17 protein-coding genes, 1 tRNA gene and 1 pseudogene are annotated in these 16,625 nt (G+C 35.1%); 6 read left to right on the top strand and 13 right to left on the bottom strand.

The genetic code is table 11. The features are described 5' to 3' along the window. Positions 1-283 precede the first annotated feature (283 nt). The 12 genes from JO950_RS13490 to JO950_RS13435 all read right to left on the bottom strand — a co-directional run bounded on the left by JO950_RS13490 (position 284) and on the right by JO950_RS13435 (position 11,137). Positions 284-1,507 (bottom strand): sterol desaturase family protein, encoded by a 1,224-nt coding sequence (locus JO950_RS13490; protein ID WP_202703109.1) that lies wholly within the window; start codon positions 1,505-1,507, stop codon positions 284-286. Positions 1,508-1,666: 159 nt separating this feature from the next. After that, a complete protein-coding gene (locus JO950_RS13485; protein ID WP_230000651.1) occupies positions 1,667-2,953 on the bottom strand; it encodes a Glu/Leu/Phe/Val dehydrogenase in 1,287 nt (428 codons plus the stop codon). A gap of 431 nt (positions 2,954-3,384) precedes the next feature. Then, positions 3,385-4,239: an EamA family transporter gene (locus tag JO950_RS13480; RefSeq protein ID WP_202703108.1), complete on the bottom strand. Its 855-nt coding sequence runs from the start codon at positions 4,237-4,239 to the stop codon at positions 3,385-3,387. A gap of 30 nt (positions 4,240-4,269) precedes the next feature. Next, positions 4,270-5,589 (bottom strand): serine hydrolase, encoded by a 1,320-nt coding sequence (locus tag JO950_RS13475; protein WP_202703107.1) that lies wholly within the window; start codon positions 5,587-5,589, stop codon positions 4,270-4,272. A gap of 1 nt (position 5,590) precedes the next feature. Further along, positions 5,591-6,031, bottom strand: a complete 441-nt coding sequence (locus JO950_RS13470) for a MarR family winged helix-turn-helix transcriptional regulator (RefSeq protein WP_202703106.1) — start codon at positions 6,029-6,031, stop codon at positions 5,591-5,593. Positions 6,032-6,135: 104 nt separating this feature from the next. Then, on the bottom strand, positions 6,136-6,729 hold the full coding sequence (locus JO950_RS13465) for a 2OG-Fe(II) oxygenase family protein (RefSeq protein WP_202703105.1): 594 nt from the start codon (positions 6,727-6,729) through the stop codon (positions 6,136-6,138). A 137-nt stretch (positions 6,730-6,866) separates the two neighbouring features. Then, a complete protein-coding gene (locus JO950_RS13460; RefSeq protein ID WP_202703104.1) occupies positions 6,867-8,330 on the bottom strand; it encodes an AAA family ATPase in 1,464 nt (487 codons plus the stop codon). Positions 8,331-8,531: 201 nt separating this feature from the next. Further along, positions 8,532-9,650, bottom strand: a complete 1,119-nt coding sequence (locus JO950_RS13455) for a VWA domain-containing protein (RefSeq protein ID WP_017495554.1) — start codon at positions 9,648-9,650, stop codon at positions 8,532-8,534. A gap of 106 nt (positions 9,651-9,756) precedes the next feature. Then, complete coding sequence (locus tag JO950_RS13450; RefSeq protein WP_237732353.1) at positions 9,757-10,155, bottom strand: YchJ family protein; 399 nt, start codon at positions 10,153-10,155, stop codon at positions 9,757-9,759. Then, complete coding sequence (locus tag JO950_RS13445) at positions 10,127-10,357, bottom strand: hypothetical protein (protein WP_202703103.1); 231 nt, start codon at positions 10,355-10,357, stop codon at positions 10,127-10,129. Before JO950_RS13445 ends, JO950_RS13450 begins: the two co-directional genes overlap by 29 nt. Positions 10,358-10,451: 94 nt before the next feature. Next, positions 10,452-10,595: a hypothetical protein gene (locus JO950_RS13440; protein WP_202703102.1), complete on the bottom strand. Its 144-nt coding sequence runs from the start codon at positions 10,593-10,595 to the stop codon at positions 10,452-10,454. Continuing rightward, a complete protein-coding gene (locus JO950_RS13435) occupies positions 10,595-11,137 on the bottom strand; it encodes a hypothetical protein (RefSeq protein WP_202703101.1) in 543 nt (180 codons plus the stop codon). Before JO950_RS13435 ends, JO950_RS13440 begins: the two co-directional genes overlap by 1 nt. An 89-nt stretch (positions 11,138-11,226) precedes the next feature. Here JO950_RS13435 and JO950_RS13430 point away from each other — a divergent pair, with 89 nt between their 5' ends. The 6 genes and pseudogenes from JO950_RS13430 (at position 11,227) to JO950_RS13405 (ending at position 15,988) form a co-directional block, all read left to right on the top strand. Beyond that, entirely contained in the window at positions 11,227-11,478 is a 252-nt protein-coding gene (locus tag JO950_RS13430) for a hypothetical protein (protein WP_017495549.1), read from the top strand. 343 nt (positions 11,479-11,821) lie between these two features. Then, positions 11,822-12,262, top strand: a complete 441-nt coding sequence (locus JO950_RS13425) for a KTSC domain-containing protein (protein ID WP_017495548.1) — start codon at positions 11,822-11,824, stop codon at positions 12,260-12,262. 259 nt (positions 12,263-12,521) lie between these two features. Further along, positions 12,522-13,283 carry a DUF4369 domain-containing protein gene (locus tag JO950_RS13420; RefSeq protein WP_202703100.1) on the top strand — a complete coding sequence of 254 codons (762 nt, stop codon included), beginning with the start codon at positions 12,522-12,524 and terminating at the stop codon, positions 13,281-13,283. Between the two features lie 18 nt (positions 13,284-13,301). Beyond that, positions 13,302-13,688, top strand: a pseudogene (locus JO950_RS13415) (peroxiredoxin family protein); the annotation flags it as partial. A 620-nt stretch (positions 13,689-14,308) separates the two neighbouring features. Then, positions 14,309-14,389: transfer RNA gene (locus JO950_RS13410), tRNA-Tyr, on the top strand. Between the two features lie 291 nt (positions 14,390-14,680). Continuing rightward, positions 14,681-15,988, top strand: a complete 1,308-nt coding sequence (locus JO950_RS13405) for a site-specific integrase (protein WP_202703099.1) — start codon at positions 14,681-14,683, stop codon at positions 15,986-15,988. Between the two features lie 348 nt (positions 15,989-16,336). Here the strand turns inward: JO950_RS13405 and JO950_RS13400 are convergent, their stop codons facing one another. Further along, positions 16,337-16,612 carry a DNA-binding protein gene (locus tag JO950_RS13400; RefSeq protein WP_202703098.1) on the bottom strand — a complete coding sequence of 92 codons (276 nt, stop codon included), beginning with the start codon at positions 16,610-16,612 and terminating at the stop codon, positions 16,337-16,339. Between the last annotated feature and the right edge of the window lie 13 nt (positions 16,613-16,625).

Raw genomic sequence — 16,625 nt, 5'->3', positions numbered from 1 at the left:
TTTCGCCACGAATGCACGAATTATTTGAAATACAAATTCGTGCATTCGTGGCGATTAGTTATACTATTCAGAAGTTTTCAATTGCAGTACAACTTCCTGATAATGTTTACTAAGTGAGAATAATTGCTCGGCAAAATCATAATCGCGAGGCACTGAAAAATTAAAATTCCAAAAGGTTTCAAGGTTATAAGTTTGCTACAAATAACAAACTTCTATGTTTTTTCGCCACGAATGCACGAATTATTTGAAATACAAATTCGTGCATTCGTGGCGATTAGTTATACTATTCAGAAGTTTCCAATTGCAGTACAACTTCCTGATAATGTTTACTAAGTGAGAATAATTGTTCAGCAAAAATCATAATCGCAAGCGGGATGAAGAAAAAGGAAAGCAAATTTTCTTCGTATAAAAAATAAGTGGTTACCATAAAAATTCTCAAGTATTCCAGATAATAAATCCATCTTCTTTGTTCTAATAATGCCCCACAATTTACTAATGTTACCAAAATAAGTAACAGTACAAAAATTTTGTCCGAGACATTTAGTCCTTCAAAACAATACGTAAAAACCGTTAAAAGCAGCGTAGAAAGCCCAAGCTGGATATAGAGATAATTCTTAAATCGAAGCCTTTGATGCGGATTCGCTTTGTCCTGTAGAAAACGTTTCTCTAGGGTTGGTCGAATATCCTGATCCATATGGGCAGGACTGCCAAATACCGCTTTCCATTTTGCTTTAAATCCTGTTGAGCGCTTCCACAGCTCGTAAATCTCAAAATAGTAATGAAAATGCTGCCACAAGAAACTATACGTTTTGAGTGGATGTGTTAAACCGTATTTTGGTTTTTCTTCCTCTTCCTGAAAAGTTCCGAAAAGACGATCCCAAAAGGTAAACATATCGCCGTAATTTTTATCGAGATATTTCTCATCAGAGGCGTGATGCACACCGTGTACAGAAGGCGTAACAAAAACATACTCCAGCCATTTTATTCTGCCAACAAGCTGTGTATGCGTAAAAAAAGAATAAGCTCCGTGTACAATCAGCATGGTAATCACCATAGAAGGGTGAAAACCAATAAGCGGCAGTACACACCAAAATCCTGTTCTAATCACGGCCTGAAAAGTCGTAATTCTGGCAGCCGCAGTAAAATTAAACTCTTCGCTATGATGATGTACGATGTGTGCTGCCCAGAAAAAATTGACTTCATGCCCCAATCGGTGGTACCAATACCAGACAAAATCGGTGGCAAGAATTAAGGCAATCCACACCAAAACACTATTCGAAATGTCAAAAAATCGATAATTATCATAAATCAAATAATACAACTGGTAAAAACTGGCCGCCACAAACAAATTGATCAACCGTTCTGCAATGCCAATGCTAATATTTGAAACTGAACTTTCATAGTTAAAAATTTCCGGTCTCTTTCGTCGTTGTGCAAGCTTGTATTCTAAAAAAAGAAAGAGAAAAAAAGCAGGCATCGCGAAAGCTAGAAAATTAATATGTTCCATTTTAAAAAATACGTATTTAATTCATAAAAAAACACACAGCAGTAGTACTTCTATATCCTTATAAAAACAAAGACATTTTCATCAAGCAACAAGTTCTTTTCAGCTGAAAATCTTCTTATTAATTGATGAAAACAATCTTTACTATTAAAAATCTAATTTTTAATTCTGCTTAAATTTCGGAGTATCCAGCGCCACTTCTTTTACAGATTGAGTGTCGGCTACCTTTTTCAACGCAATAATATAAGCTGCAATGCGCGGTGTTACATTATGTTTGGCGGCAATTCTGAAAACCGTCTCAAATCCCTTTTCTAAGATGTCCTCTAGGCGTGTATTAATCTGATGAATTCTCCAGGACTCCAGTAGCGAATTCTGAAGCCATTCAAAATACGAAACTGTAACGCCACCCGCATTAGCCAAAATATCCGGAACCACTAAAACATTGTTATCGTGTAGTATTTTATCTGCATCGGAAGAAACCGGTCCGTTGGCACCTTCCACAATAATTTTAGCGCGAATATCATTAGCATTCTTTTGTGTAATCACATCTTCTGTGGCAGCAGGAATCAATACATCCACTTCTAACAACAATAAATCCTCATGTTTAATAGCAATTGAATTCGGATATCCTTTAATACTTTTATTGTTCAAATTGTAGTACAAAATCAATTCAGGAATATTAAGTCCTTCAGGATTGTAAAACGCTTCGGAAACATCACTAACCGCTACTACTTTAAGTCCTTTTTCAAATAAAAATAAGGCCGAATGCAATCCCACATTTCCAAAACCCTGAATGGCTACCGTAGATTTTGCAGGTCTAAGTTTTAATTTTTCAAGGGCTAATAAAGTGATGATACTAACCCCTCTTCCTGTTGCTTCTACCCTGCCTAATGAACCGCCGGAATGCAAATGTTTTCCAGTTACTACCGCGTGAATTGTTTTGCCGTGAAGTATCGAAAACTCATCCATCAACCATCCCATCTCATCGGGACCCGTTCCCATGTCCGGAGCCGGAACATCTTTTTCAGGTCCGAAAATATCTATTAAAGCTTTGGTATAAGCTCTTGTAATTTTCTCTAACTCATTCTTAGAAAGTGTCGTGGGATCACAAATAATTCCGCCTTTTGCTCCTCCAAACGGAATCCCGGTTACCGCCGATTTCCAGGTCATCCAGGCAGCCAGTGCTTTCACTTCGTCAAGGTTCACTCCCTTATCATATCGGATTCCACCTTTTGAAGGCCCTAAAGCCGTATTGTGAATAACACGATAACCTTCAAAGTTCTTTTCAGAACCGTTGTCCAGGGTAATTGAAAAATTAACGACAATTTGCTTTTCCGGACGCTGGAGTTTTTGCCTGATCGATTCGTCTAATCTAAGAATGTCTGCGGCAATGTTAAAACGATCAATCATGGATTGAAAGGGGTTCTGTTTTATTAATTCTGCACTCATATTATATCGTTTAATTGGGGTTATTATATTTTATCTTTTACAAAATTTTTTTCTAAGGTTTATGGATACTTACTCTAACATAGGATTTTCCTAAAACAGCGTCGCATCATAACACTGGTATTTCTCTTGGTTCTCATTTTGTTTCTTTTTTTCCAGTTCTAAAAAAAGCCTTTCATTGGTGCATGAAAGGCTAAAAAAAAAAATAACAAGTAAATTTCTCTATCAACGCCATTTCATCACATAGTCCTGCATGCGACACATCGTGAAGCCACATAAAGATGAGATGATATTTTGACTATAGTTCTTCATTGTTATTGCAAATCTATAAAATATATTTTATAAATTCTATAGAATTAGTAGAGTTTATTTTTGTAAAATGAAAAAATTAACAAATAATAACTGTTAATCAACACAATACATTATGAAAAAATTTATTTAAACTGAGAAATAACAATAAAAATGATGGCTATTAAAGCTAAAAAGAGACCAATAAAGTTAATTTTAGATAATTTTTCTTTGAAAAAAAGCAAACCAACAAAACTTCCTAAAACAATAACTCCCATGTTCATTCCTGCAAAGACTGTCGATGGGTTTTCAGCAAATGCTTTATGTGCCTTTAAATAGAACAGGATATTTCCGAAATTAAAAATCCCCACCAGGGCACCAAAAAGGATATTTTTGGAGTCCAATTTCCTCTTTTTTATGCCTATTTCATAAATCGAAATTAAAAACGCTACTGCTAAGGCGATACAGAACACCACAAACAAAGAGATTGGATAAGGCAAAGTAGTATAAAGAGCGATTTGTTTGAAGAGAATATCAATAATTCCAAAACCTACCAGAACCACCGCGGGATAAATCCATTTATTCTCTGTAGTATCCGGTTGCTTTTTTAAGATGAGTAAAAGCGCCAGAAAGCCAATTAGTAACCCGATAATTTTATAGGTATTAAATTCTTCTTTAAAGATGAACCAGGCCGCCAGAATTGGGATGAATAATGATAATCGCTGGGCTGTATCTGTTTTCACAATCCCAACATTTTTTATGGAAGCTACCAGAAACAAAAAGACTGCCGGCAATAATATCCCAATCGCAATGTAAATGTTCCAGGGAGCGTTTGCATCAACTTCCTTTAGATTTGGGCTAAAAGTAAAATAACACAGTGCTAAAGCCACAATATAATTGAACGCAATAATCTGAGTGGGATGTGTATTGTATTTTCGCGTTATTTTAAAAATCACACCAACAATTACACTGCATAAAATACTGAGGATAAGAAACAACATAGGATTATATTTTGAATGCAAAAATAACGCTTAAACTCCTTTTGTTCTATTTTTTGTTTCTTTTATTCCAGCCTTTTTAATTTCTAACTGTATAATTTTTCCTTTACTATTTTTAATAAATTCTACTGTCGTATTATTATTATCTGAGCGAAAGAACTTTGTTTGTGATTCCGGCAACAATTCGATAGCAGAACCCGCATAATACAGTTTGTTCTCTTTCTTTACAATTTTAATATTCTCATACTCCCCTACATATTGATCGTAAGCCTTCGCATCTCCAGCCACCTGAATATGTTTGTACGGAAGCTCTGCCTCTTTCCCAAAACATATTCCCGCAAGGCCATAAGCAATATAATACGATTTTGACTGGTTGTTGGATAAAACGGTAATAAAAACTTTATCGACAGTAAATTTGTTAAAGGATGTCATTGCCCCAAAGAAACCGCCATCATGCGCAATTAATTGATGTCCCTGATTGTAAACAGGGTTGATTATTACGCCAAAACCAAAGTTCTGTTCATTATACGATGTAAACATTTTTTTCTTAGATTCCTCTGATAGCAAAGTCTGACCGTCGAAAAGTGCTTTATTCCACAAATTTAAATCTTCAACAGTTGAATATATACCATCATGACCACGATTGAAATTCCAATTGATGTATGGATTTTTAGTTAATTTATTATCATTGAAATAATACAACTGAGTCATTTTATCCACTACAGCATCACTAGTAGAAACTCCGGAATTGTACATTTTAGCTTTATCGAACAGATTTTGCCTTAAATACTCTTCATAAGATTGTCCCGATACTTTTTCAACAATGCGCGCTAATAAATAGTATCCAATGTTACTGTAGGCTGTGCTGGTTCCCGGCTCAAACAGCAAAGGTTTTTTTGCCAGATACGTACAAACAGAATCTTTATTGAGATCTGTTCTTACCAAATACAGTTCATCAAAATCCATTTGAAAACCTGAATTATGACTTAACATCATTTTTAAAGTGATGACATCACCTTTAGGGAAACCAACAAAGTACTTACTCAATTGATCCTCCAATGATAACTTTTTATGCTCCGCTAACTGCAAAATCGCTACAGCCGTAAATTGCTTTGAAACTGAAGCCAGGCTAAATTTTGAATCGACTACATTTTTTACTTTCCACTCATAATTCGCAAAGCCATATGCTTTTTTTAGAAGTATCGAATCGTTTTTAGAAACCAATACTGTACCGCTAAAATCATTAACTGCAAATTGTGCATCCATGTATTTTTCTAATTGTATACTAAGCCCCATTTGTGAATATCCAAACATAAATACCAACAATACGATTAGTGTTAATCCTGATTTCATGCTAATTGTTTTTACAGTTAATGATTATTTTATGGAGTGTTTTATCCAATAACGCTATTTCTTCCAGAGACAAGCCCTCCAATGCCGTTTGCCTGTTAATCTTAATAACGGGTTGTATATCGTCAAGTGTTTTTTTTCCTTTTTTAGTGATTTCCAGATTAAATTTTCTTCGATCCACAGGGTGAATTGTACGGCTTATATATTCTTTTTTCACCATTAATTCAATCATTCTCGTAATGGAAGCACTGTCTTTAAATACAAGATTAGCCAATTCATTTTGGGAAATGTCCGGATTGTTGTTTAGTATAATTAAGACCAGACATTGATCGACGGTAATATCTTTTACGACCTTGGTAATGTTTTTTTGTGCCAGTCTTCGATATTCTTTTATTGCTTTCTCTAAGGAGTACAGAGCTGTTCCGGTTGGATTTTCGAGTTGCATACTTTTTTTATTTGATACAAATATAATTGATATATCAATATCTTTTAAAAAAATCTCAAACCCGACAGATTTTTAAAACTTGTCGGGTATAATGATAAACGATTTTAGTCGCTTTTTAACCAGCCTGTAATACTCATTCTGGTGTTTTGGGTAACCAGAACTTCATGCACCAATTCATTACTTTTAAAAAAAACCGTTTTTCCCTGCGTAGGTGCAATTTTTTGATTGTTATTTTCCTGATGGATCATTAATTCTCCACCATCGCTTTCTTGCCAATTGCTGTTAAGATAACTGATCATCGAATATTTTCGACTGGAATTGTTTTTAAACTGATCTAAATGCTTCAGATAAAAATCGCCTCTTTCATATAAAGAATAGTGAAATTCATAACCCGTAATTCCGGTATAACAACTTTCATTCAAATACACTATAAAAGCATCTATCTTATCAAAAAACTCATTTTCAAAAACATTGTTGTGTTTTTTATCCAGCCAATAAATAGAGTCACTGCGTACCGCTCCATCGTAAGACAGCTTTTCTGAGTTTCCGATTCCTGCAGCCAGCAACAAACTTTTACGATTTAAATCTATTAGATTTTGCTTTAAATGATTGGCCAGTTCAGGACTTAAAAAATGCTCTGATATTCCAACCTTGTTTTCTATATAACTCGCAATCAAATCTTCGAAACTATCTTCCATTTTTATTTTGGGAAACTGCAAATACAGCCAACGGAGCAAGGTAGATGAAATAAAACTGGTAATGGGCTTTTTACAAAAGAATAAGCCCTACAAGTTTGCATATACCTGTAGGGCTTGTAAAAAAAATAGAGTATAAACTACAATTTACTAATATAACTTCCGTACATATCTTTAAACTGATGTCCTTGAGCAAAACGGTCTTTGCTCAGTTTTTTGTATTCGACCAATCCCCACAAAATAAATTCTTTCATGAAATACTGATCTTTTTTATCCAGTTGAGGCAAATATTTTTTCAACAAAACATCCAGCGGAGTTACTTCATCTAAAATGTTCTGATACTCTAAATCAGAAGCATCATCTAACAATTCGAAACCGCTTTCGGCAAAAAACCATTCGATCACATCTGAATAAGGTGTTTTTTCTCCCGGTTTTTCAAGTTTCTCTATTCGCGGTAATAACGTTGGAAATAAAGTTCTGATGGCTAAACCAATTAAATTTTGTGCTACCACGGCAGCTCCCTCCTGCTCTCCTTCGTAAACCAATTCTACTTTTCCGGTAATAGCAGGAATAATACCCACAAAATCAGACAAACGCAAAGTGGTTTTATCTACTCCGGCTTTTAAGGCACGACGTTCTGCTGTACTCATTAAATTCTCGAAAGCGGTGATACTCATTCTGGCACTTACTCCACTTTTATTATCGATATATTCGCTTTCGCGTGCTTCAAAACTAATCTGTTCTAAAATGTCTCTGGCCAGCGCCGGCACATAAACTAATTTGTGCTGTGTTTCATCCAGTTTGGCTTCCTGCTCTGTGATAGCTCTTGCAACGGCAACACTTTCAGGATAATGCGTGAGAATCTGCGAACCAATTCTATCTTTTAGAGGCGTTACGATACTTCCTCTATTGGTATAATCTTCCGGATTGGCTGTAAATATAAATTGCATATCCAAAGGCATTCTCAATTTAAATCCTCTAATCTGAATGTCACCTTCCTGCAAAATATTGAATAAAGCGACCTGAATTCTGGCTTGTAAATCCGGCAACTCATTAATTACAAAAATACAGCGGTTGGCTCTCGGAATCATTCCGAAATGAATGACACGATCATCGGCATAAGAAAGCTTTAAGTTTGCTGCTTTTATAGGATCGACATCTCCAATTAAATCGGCAACAGTAACATCGGGTGTAGCTAATTTTTCGAAAAAACGCTCACTGCGATGCAGCCATGAAATAGGCGTATCTTCACCTTTCTCCACAATTAAATCTTTGGCAAAACGTGAAATAGGATTTAACGGATCGTCATTAATTTCCGAGCCCGCCACAAACGGAATGTACTCGTCTAACAATTCAACCATCTTACGTGCCAAACGTGTTTTCGCCTGACCACGAAGTCCTAATAAGTTGATATTATGACGAGAAAGAATGGCACGCTCCAATTCCGGAATTACCGTATTTTCGAAACCATGAACACCTTCAAAAACAGGCTTTCCTGACTTTATTTTCTCCCGAAGATTATTGCGTAATTCGTCTTTAATACTGCTACTTTTGTAACCAACAGCTTTTAACTGTCCTAATGTTTTTATATTTTTTATTTCCATTTTTACTGATTGAAAAATTTCTAATTTGTTTTTTTTTAAAACTTTTAATGGCCTCTTGCTTCTCTCCCGCTTCGACTTCGCTCAGAAGGACAATAGTAACTGAGACTGTCACTGCAACTTATGCTTCGACTTCGCTCAGCAGGACACCGTCACTGAAACTGAGACTGAAACTGAGACTGCGACTGCGACCGAGACTAAACACTACCTCACTCTCTTCTTCCTATTCGTTTCATAATCTTCAAAAATCATCTCTCCCAGTCCTTTTAATCCGGTGTAAAATGCTTTTCCCTGATTCGCTTCGGTAAAATGGTTGACAAAACGCTGTAAATACGGATCGTTTGCAATCATGAATGTCGTAATCGGAATGTGTAATTTTCTGGCTTGCTGTGCCTGTGTATAACATTTATCAACGATGTACTCGTCGAGTCCGTTGCTATTCATATAATAGGAACCGTCACGCTCGCGTACGCAGCTGGGTTTTCCATCGGTAATCATAAAAATCTGCTTGTTGGTATTTCGTTTTCTTCGCAAAATATCCATAGCCAATTGAAGTCCCGCAACGGTATTGGTATGATAAGGTCCTACTTGCAGATAGGGCAAATCTTTAATAGGGATGATCCAGGCATCATTTCCGAAAACCAAAATATCGAGTGTATCTTTGGGATAACGAGTTGTGATTAATTCGGCCAAAGCCATGGCCACTTTTTTTGCAGGTGTGATTCGGTCTTCGCCATAGAGAATCATACTGTGACTGATGTCGATCATCAAAACGGTGCTCATTTGCGCTTTGTATTGAGTTTCTTCTACTACCAAATCATTTTCGGTTAGCATGAAACTTTCAACACCATTATTGATCTGGGCATTTCGCAGACTTTCTGTCAATGAAATTCGTTCTAAACCATCTCCAAAATTAAATTCACGAAATTCCCCCGTATGTTCGTCACCATTTCCGGCATGTTTGGTTTTATGATTACCACTTCCGGAACGTTTTAAGTTACCAAAAATTTGATCAAGGGCCTGCTGTCTGATAGCGCGTTCTGTCTTGGCAGTAATACCAAAACCACCGCTTCCGTCAGGTTTAACTTCGTCTTTTATGTAACCTTTCTTTTTTAAATCTTCGATAAAATCATCGATAGTGTAGTTCTCGTCTGTTAGTTTGTATTCTATGTCTAACTCCCTTAACCAGCTGATTGCTTCGTCAAAATCACCCGAAGTATGGGTGATCAGCTCTTTAAAAATACCAAAAAGCTTTTCAAACGGAGACTGAAACGGAGCTTCGTACGACTTAAAATAAAAACCTTTTTTAAATTCGTTTTTCATAATTTTAAAATTACGTTATTTTAGAATTATGAAAAACGAAACGTTTATTAATTTTTAGTTAAAATATCTAACCAAAACTAACAACTAACAGTGTTAGGTCTGACAATTATTCAAACTTTCCATCAACATAAAACCACTCTTCATTTTCAAATTTAAAAGTCGAAAATTCATAATGCACTTGTGGTTTGTGGTCTGAATCCAAGAAATAGGCTTTGAATTCGACGGTATTTTCAGTAAAACTTAAAATCTCGAGTCTCTGCCATTTATTAGCTGTTACCCATTTTAAAATTTCGGCCTTCGAATAGTATTTTCTTTCCGAAATATAAGTGGTTTCTAATAGATAATCTGCCTTGTGACAGGCATAAGCCGAATATCTGGAACGCATTAAAGCTAGTGCCGTTGGTGCTTTTTGATTGTTTTCAAGATACTGACCACAACAATTTTCGAACCATAATCCAGTATCACAAAAGCACTTCTTACTCTCCATCAGCCTGCTCTTCTCCATTAATTTTTACATGCAACTGATTCAATAAAACCTGATACCTGCTAATTTCTCTTAAATCTTCATCTTCTTCAGCATGATCCAACATATCATCTAAGGTATCACTTACTTCAAGCAATTTATTATTGGCTTCTCTATTATTCTTGGCAGCAATTAAATCAATAATTTCCTGCACACTTGCTTTTAAATCTTCGTATTTACTCATCTGTAGTGTATTATTTTTTGTTTCAGGTTTCAGGTTTCAAGTTTCAGGTTTCAAGTTTCAGGTTTTTTTATTGGAACCTAAAATCTGATACATTTTATTCTTCTTTATTCTCGTTGAACTTTTTAATAATTTCTTTAAGCTTTTCTTTGCGTGCAATCTCAGCCTGTTTTACTTTGTTCTGGGCTTTATGCAATTTGTCGTTATGCTTTTTGATGTTCCTTTCGTTGTTGCGTCCCATTATATTTCTCTTTTAATTTCGTCTAAAGTTTTCTCGGTATAAATCAACTCGTTAATAATTTGCTTTCTCAGCTCATCAATATCTTCATAATCAAAATGCTTTGCCCATGAAGTGAGTTGTTGCAGGTTGCGAACCTGTTTTATTCGTTTCGTTGTTTCAAAACTGGTTCTTAAAATAGGTTTTTCATCATAATTCGGGTTCTTCTTATGCTGATAGGTGACCAGATTCTGATCAAAGTCAGCTTCGATATAGTACAGTTTTTCTTCAGCGTTATCCGGATAAAATTCGTTCCAGGCCGCAAAACCTATTTTAGTTTTCGAAGCAGTTTCCGGTACCATTGCTACCAAACGCCATTTGCTGTTGGCCAGTCTTCCCCAATGATTTGACACCCGGTACATTCCGGATTCCGTATAATAATAAGCGCTTCCGGCTTTGCTCTCAAACTGCTTCTTTAAACCTTCAATTTTATCTGAAAGTACTTCATGAAAAACACAAAACGTATTTTTAAAGGAATTAGGATGTGGTTTGAAGTTTTTTTGCATGTGCAAATATACTGAGATTGTCAAGAACTCCCTAAAACAAACATAATAATGATTAACTTTGCAACTTCAATTTTAAAACAAACAAAATTATGTCTAAAGATCCACAAGGGAAAATGCTGCAAAAAGGAATTTATACGGGCATCATAGAAAAAGATGAAAACAACAACTATTTTTGTGGTGAGTACCTTTTAGACTATAAAATCGCACATACTAACTTTAATATAGGGGATTGGATCACGATTAAATCTATCATCGAAAACCCAAGCGATATTAGCTATGATAAGTATCCAAAAAAATCTAAAAACTTCGATAAGGCTAATAATAAACCGGAGAACAAGTAATAAAGATTAGTTTCAGGTTTCAGGTTTCAAGTTTTAGGTTTCAGGTTTTAGGTTTCAGGTCACTTTTAACGCAAAGATTTACGCAAAGTTCGCAAAGTTTTTATTTATGAAGCTTTGCGAACTTCGCTTTTGGAGTACGGCTTAACCGCAAAAAAACTTACGTTTTTTTGCGGTTAAGTACCTCTACTACTCAGACCCCGCAATCATAAACCTCAAACAAAAACAAATATTTTTCCGCTCAAAAGTAAAAAGTTAAAAAAAAGTGTACCTTTGCAAAAAATTTGTCGTTTTGAAGTAAAAAACAATCATTTCAAACTAATAGACAAGAAGTTACCTTTTATTTATGAAAAAAATAGTTGAATACCGCAAGTTACTAAACGTAGACAAAACTGCTGAATTAAAAGATTTAAAAACAATCTATCGTAATGCGATGAAAGAATCTCATCCTGATAAATTTCAAGGTGATGATGCTGGTCTAAAAGCTGCAGAAGAAAAAAGTAAAGCTATTATTGAGGCTTATCACTTCTTGGTAAGTATTAATCCTGAAACGATTAAACTTAATTTACCAGAATACACTGAAACGATTTCGACTTGTTCAATTACTGATTATAAATTTGTTGAAGGTCGTTTAATTATCGATTTCTCTAACGGAAGTGTTTACGAATACATTAGTGTTCCTAAAGCAACTTACGTTAAAATGGTAAATGCTGATTCTCCTGGAAGATTTGCAAAAAGACACATTCTTAATTCTTTCACATGGAGAAAGAAAACGAATCAAGAATAGATTTATACCAAAATATCTACAAAAGCACTCTCTCAACAGAGTGCTTTTTTTATGCGTAAAAATTAAAAAAAACGTTATTTATTTTCATTATAACGATATAATTAAGAGTTTTAAATCAAATAAACCTCAAAAACCTTCTGATTACATGACAATTAAACCTAAAAAAACAATAACAAAATTTTAGGTTCCAAAATTCTTTATGTTTTATAATTTTAAATACTTTTGTTGCACAAATCAATTAACTAATTAATTTTTTATAATGAAAAAAATACTTTTTTTACTAACTGCTTCTGCAGCGATTATTTCTTGCAGCAAAGTTAAAGACGGAGAATACCTAATTACAGGAACTGCAACCGGTATCGAAAACGGAAAAACAATCATTCTTCAAGGTCAGGATCCAACAACAAAAATGGCTGTATCTCTTGACACCGTAAAAGTTGAAAACGGAAAATTCGAAATTAAAGGAAAAGTAACAGAACCAGCTTTTCATACTTTAATTGTTCAGGGAGCTAATGGCCCAATTCCATTCATCTTAGAAACAGGAGAAATTACTGTTGCAGTTGACAAAGACAGTATCCACAAATCTAAAATTTCAGGTACTTACAACAATGACGAGTATGTAAAATTCAATGAGGATATGACAAAAACTCAAAAAGGTTTAGTTGATTTCCAAAAGAAAAACACTCAAAAAATGCAACAAGCTCAACAAGCTCAAGATACTGCAACGATCAATAGCTTGATGAAACAATACATGACACTTCAAACAGAAGTTCAGGAAAACTCTAAAAAGAAATATTTAGCTTACGCTGAGACTCACCCAAAAGCATTTATCTCTGCTTTAATTATTCAAAGCATGATTAATGACCCAAGCACTGACATCAAAAAAGCGGAAGGTTTATACAACTCTTTAGACGAGTCTTTAAAAAACTCTACTCCTGGAAAAGAAATCAAAACTAAACTAGGACAAATGAAAAATCCTGCAGTTGGTGCATCAGCAGCTCCTGTTGGAAGCCCTAAATGAAGAGCAGATTTTTCGGCTCCAAATCCACAAGGAAAAGTAGTTTCGCTTAAAGAAAGCTTAGGCAAAGTAACTATCGTTGATTTCTGGGCATCATGGTGTGGTCCATGCAGAAAAGAAAACCCTAATGTGGTAGCTATTTACAAAGAATTACATGCTAAAGGTTTAAATATTATAGGAGTTTCATTAGACAAAGAGGCTGCTGCCTGGAAAGAAGCCATCGCAAAAGACGGACTAACCTGGACGCAAGTTTCAAACTTAAAATTTTGGGATGAGCCAATTGCAAAACAATATGGTGTTGAATCTATTCCGGCAACTTTTATTCTTGATGCATCAGGAAAAGTAGTTGCTCAGGATTTAAGAGGTCCGGAATTAAGAGCAAAAATAATTGAGCTTTTAGCCAAATAATATTTCCTTTCAGAAATAAAACAAAAAAATCTCCCTAGTGGAGATTTTTTTGTTTTTATATTTTACTGCCAGATTAAAAGACCAATCCCAAGAGATACTCTTTAGTACTAAAAAACAAAACACATCTTATCAATCCCAATAACCTTCATTTAAGACACAAACAACCTTTCTTTTAACCTATTCACAAATAAAAAAATTAGCGCTTAATTTCAAAGAAAAAAACTATCTGAAAAAGTTTGAAGACACAACCTACCAAAAGAAGATCGAAACCTATCTATCTACATCAGGCTTCAGATTTCCACGTGAACAAATGTCAAACATTTGAGAATAGATTGATTTGATTTAACTAGTATTTGCTACTGCTTTCCGAGAAGAGACAGTATTTAAAACGTTTTAAAAAACCAAAAAACAAACAAATAATCAGTTGTACCTTGTAAAAATAACCCTACTTTAAAAAAAACACCTAAAAAAAATTATTTTTACTTTATTCAATTCCAACGAATTAAAAAAACAATGTAAAACTAACTTAAAATTAAGTGCATTTTTTGTTTGCAAACATCAAAAACCTTCCTATATTTGCAACCGCTTAGAACAACAAAGCGCAACAATACAAAGCCTTCGGGGAGATACTCAAGCGGCCAACGAGGGCAGACTGTAAATCTGCTGTGTGAACTTCGCAGGTTCGAATCCTGCTCTCCCCACGGAAAGGCCGAAAAGCATGAAAATTTAAATTTTTCAATCTTTTCAAAAAGCCACAAAAAATGTCTTAAAGCCAGTAAATCCGATGATTTACTGGCTTTTTTGCTTTAAGGCCTGTTTTCAATATTTATAAATTCTCACAAAATTAAAGGTGCAGAATCGGTGCACTTTCCGGTGCGCAGAAAAGTGCACCAGAAACAGCAAAAATCCCATATATTACAGGGGTTAACGAGATTAACGACTTGATTTGACAGTAATATTATTCTACATTTATTAATTTAAAAAGTAGGATTATGTTGGAAAGCAGTTTTGGTTTGGGATTCTTTTTAAAAAGACCCAAAATAGAAAGTAAAGAATGGATCGTATATTTCAGAATAACTGTTGACGGTATCCGTAAGGAAAGTTCAACTAAGAGAAAATGGGATAATACACGATGGGATCAAAGGTTCGAAAGAGCGGTCGGCTCAAAGGAAGATGCAAAGTCGCTGAACTTCTTTTTGGATTCGCTGACTTTAAAAATCAATGAAATCAAAACCGAAATGATGTACAGCGGCAAAACCATAACCGCTGAGAAAATTATGGACGAGGTCTTGGGAAGGACAGCGCCAAAGATTAAGGTGCTCGAAGAATTTCAAAAGCATAATGATGAAATGGAGGCGCTTCTTGGAAAAGGCTATGCAAAAGGCACCCTTGACCGGTTTACCATTACTAAAAACCATTTGACTGCTTTTATAAAATTCAAGCTTAAAAAGCACGATCTTGAATTTGCGGATTTGAATCTTGAGTTTGTAAAGGACTTCGAGTTTTACCTTAGAACTGTACGCGACTGCAGCAACAACACCACCCTAAAGTATATTGCAAATTTCAAAAAGATTGTAATCCGCGCCATTGATAAGGAGTTAATCACCAAGGACCCATTTAAGAACTTTAAGGGACGTAAAACAAAACTGGTAAAAAAACCACTCACCGCACAGGAATTGTACGAACTGGAGAGTCATTATTTCACAACTGACAGGCTTAATGTCGTAAGGGATGTATTTGTATTCCAATGCTACACCGGACTGGCTTACATCGATGCATACCAATTAAAAAAGACTGATATCAAAAAAGGTATTGACGGAAACCTGTGGATTATGTCTGAAAGGCAGAAAACCAATTCATCATTTAATGTCCCTCTTCTTCCCCAAGCACTAAAAATAATTGAAAAGTATAAAGACAATCCTCTCTGTATTCAGCGCGGTACCGTGCTTCCAGTTTCTTCAAATCAGAAGATGAACGAGTATCTGAAAGAAGTTGCGGTATTGTGCGGTTTTCCTTTTACGCTCAACACTCATATGGCTCGTCGGACTTTCGGAAGCACGGTAACCCTAAATAACAACGTCCCTATTAATGTAGTTAAAGAACTGCTGGGTCATGCATCGGTAAAACAGACTGAGGCATATGCTATAACTGAGCAAGCCACAATCGGACGTGAAATGTCTATTCTCAATAAAAAACTCAATAAAACTGGGTCCAAAATGTCTAAGCCTGATTTGACGGTTCTCAGCAGGCTCGAAAAGGAAATTCAGGCAATCAAAAAGAAATACAACATTTCTTCATGATAAATAATTTTAAAATATCTTTAAACTTAAAAGAGGCTATCTCAAATATTTTGAGATAGCCTCTTTTTACATAACTTAACTTCGCTTTTATATCCGGGATGATAAGATGGGGTGTACTTAATGTATCCTAAATCCTGAAGCTGTTTAAAATACTTATGATAAGTCGGTAACGTATTCACATGTGACAGCTCCATAATTTTACTGCGGCTGACTTTAATCCTTCTTCTTTGTCCCTGCCTATAGCCTAATCCCAGTATTGCTGTCAAAATTGATAGATGCCAGACATTTAGTTTAGGATCATTACTATACATTGACAGATAACTCATTATATAGCTTTCTTTTAATCTTTTAGTGTTTATCATCATCAAATAGTTTTTGAAGATCTTCTTTATTGTAGTAATACGAGCCAAGCACTTTTTTGAAACGGACTTTTTGGCTTGTTCTAAGATTCTGTACTGAACCTGCTGAAATATCAAGCAGTTTTCTCACAGACTTGCTTTTAATCCACTCTGGTTCCAAAGTTTCTTTCCGTCCAGAATCCTTATCTTTAAATACAGCCTCTATTTTATCTACTAGAAGAAGACCAAACTGTCTCAGATCTTCCTTGGTTACAATTTCATTCATAGTACAATTTCAT

This window comes from Flavobacterium sp. UGB4466, assembly GCF_903469665.1.
Lineage (GTDB): Bacteria > Bacteroidota > Bacteroidia > Flavobacteriales > Flavobacteriaceae > Flavobacterium > Flavobacterium lipolyticum.
This window is presented reverse-complemented; position numbering and strand designations above follow the sequence as displayed.

Bases quoted from the DNA above. Each gene is read 5' to 3' on its own strand.
- JO950_RS13490 (WP_202703109.1), bottom strand. From the start codon at position 1,507: ATGGAACATATTAATTTTCTAGCTTTCGCGATGCCTGCTTTTTTTCTC.
- JO950_RS13485 (WP_230000651.1), bottom strand. From the start codon at position 2,953: ATGAGTGCAGAATTAATAAAACAGAACCCCTTTCAATCCATGATTGAT.
- JO950_RS13480 (WP_202703108.1), bottom strand. From the start codon at position 4,239: ATGTTGTTTCTTATCCTCAGTATTTTATGCAGTGTAATTGTTGGTGTG.
- JO950_RS13475 (WP_202703107.1), bottom strand. From the start codon at position 5,589: ATGAAATCAGGATTAACACTAATCGTATTGTTGGTATTTATGTTTGGA.
- JO950_RS13470 (WP_202703106.1), bottom strand. From the start codon at position 6,031: ATGCAACTCGAAAATCCAACCGGAACAGCTCTGTACTCCTTAGAGAAA.
- JO950_RS13465 (WP_202703105.1), bottom strand. From the start codon at position 6,729: ATGGAAGATAGTTTCGAAGATTTGATTGCGAGTTATATAGAAAACAAG.
- JO950_RS13460 (WP_202703104.1), bottom strand. From the start codon at position 8,330: ATGGAAATAAAAAATATAAAAACATTAGGACAGTTAAAAGCTGTTGGT.
- JO950_RS13455 (WP_017495554.1), bottom strand. From the start codon at position 9,650: ATGAAAAACGAATTTAAAAAAGGTTTTTATTTTAAGTCGTACGAAGCT.
- JO950_RS13450 (WP_237732353.1), bottom strand. From the start codon at position 10,155: ATGGAGAAGAGCAGGCTGATGGAGAGTAAGAAGTGCTTTTGTGATACT.
- JO950_RS13445 (WP_202703103.1), bottom strand. From the start codon at position 10,357: ATGAGTAAATACGAAGATTTAAAAGCAAGTGTGCAGGAAATTATTGAT.
- JO950_RS13440 (WP_202703102.1), bottom strand. From the start codon at position 10,595: ATGGGACGCAACAACGAAAGGAACATCAAAAAGCATAACGACAAATTG.
- JO950_RS13435 (WP_202703101.1), bottom strand. From the start codon at position 11,137: ATGCAAAAAAACTTCAAACCACATCCTAATTCCTTTAAAAATACGTTT.
- JO950_RS13430 (WP_017495549.1), top strand. From the start codon at position 11,227: ATGTCTAAAGATCCACAAGGGAAAATGCTGCAAAAAGGAATTTATACG.
- JO950_RS13425 (WP_017495548.1), top strand. From the start codon at position 11,822: ATGAAAAAAATAGTTGAATACCGCAAGTTACTAAACGTAGACAAAACT.
- JO950_RS13420 (WP_202703100.1), top strand. From the start codon at position 12,522: ATGAAAAAAATACTTTTTTTACTAACTGCTTCTGCAGCGATTATTTCT.
- JO950_RS13405 (WP_202703099.1), top strand. From the start codon at position 14,681: ATGTTGGAAAGCAGTTTTGGTTTGGGATTCTTTTTAAAAAGACCCAAA.
- JO950_RS13400 (WP_202703098.1), bottom strand. From the start codon at position 16,612: ATGAATGAAATTGTAACCAAGGAAGATCTGAGACAGTTTGGTCTTCTT.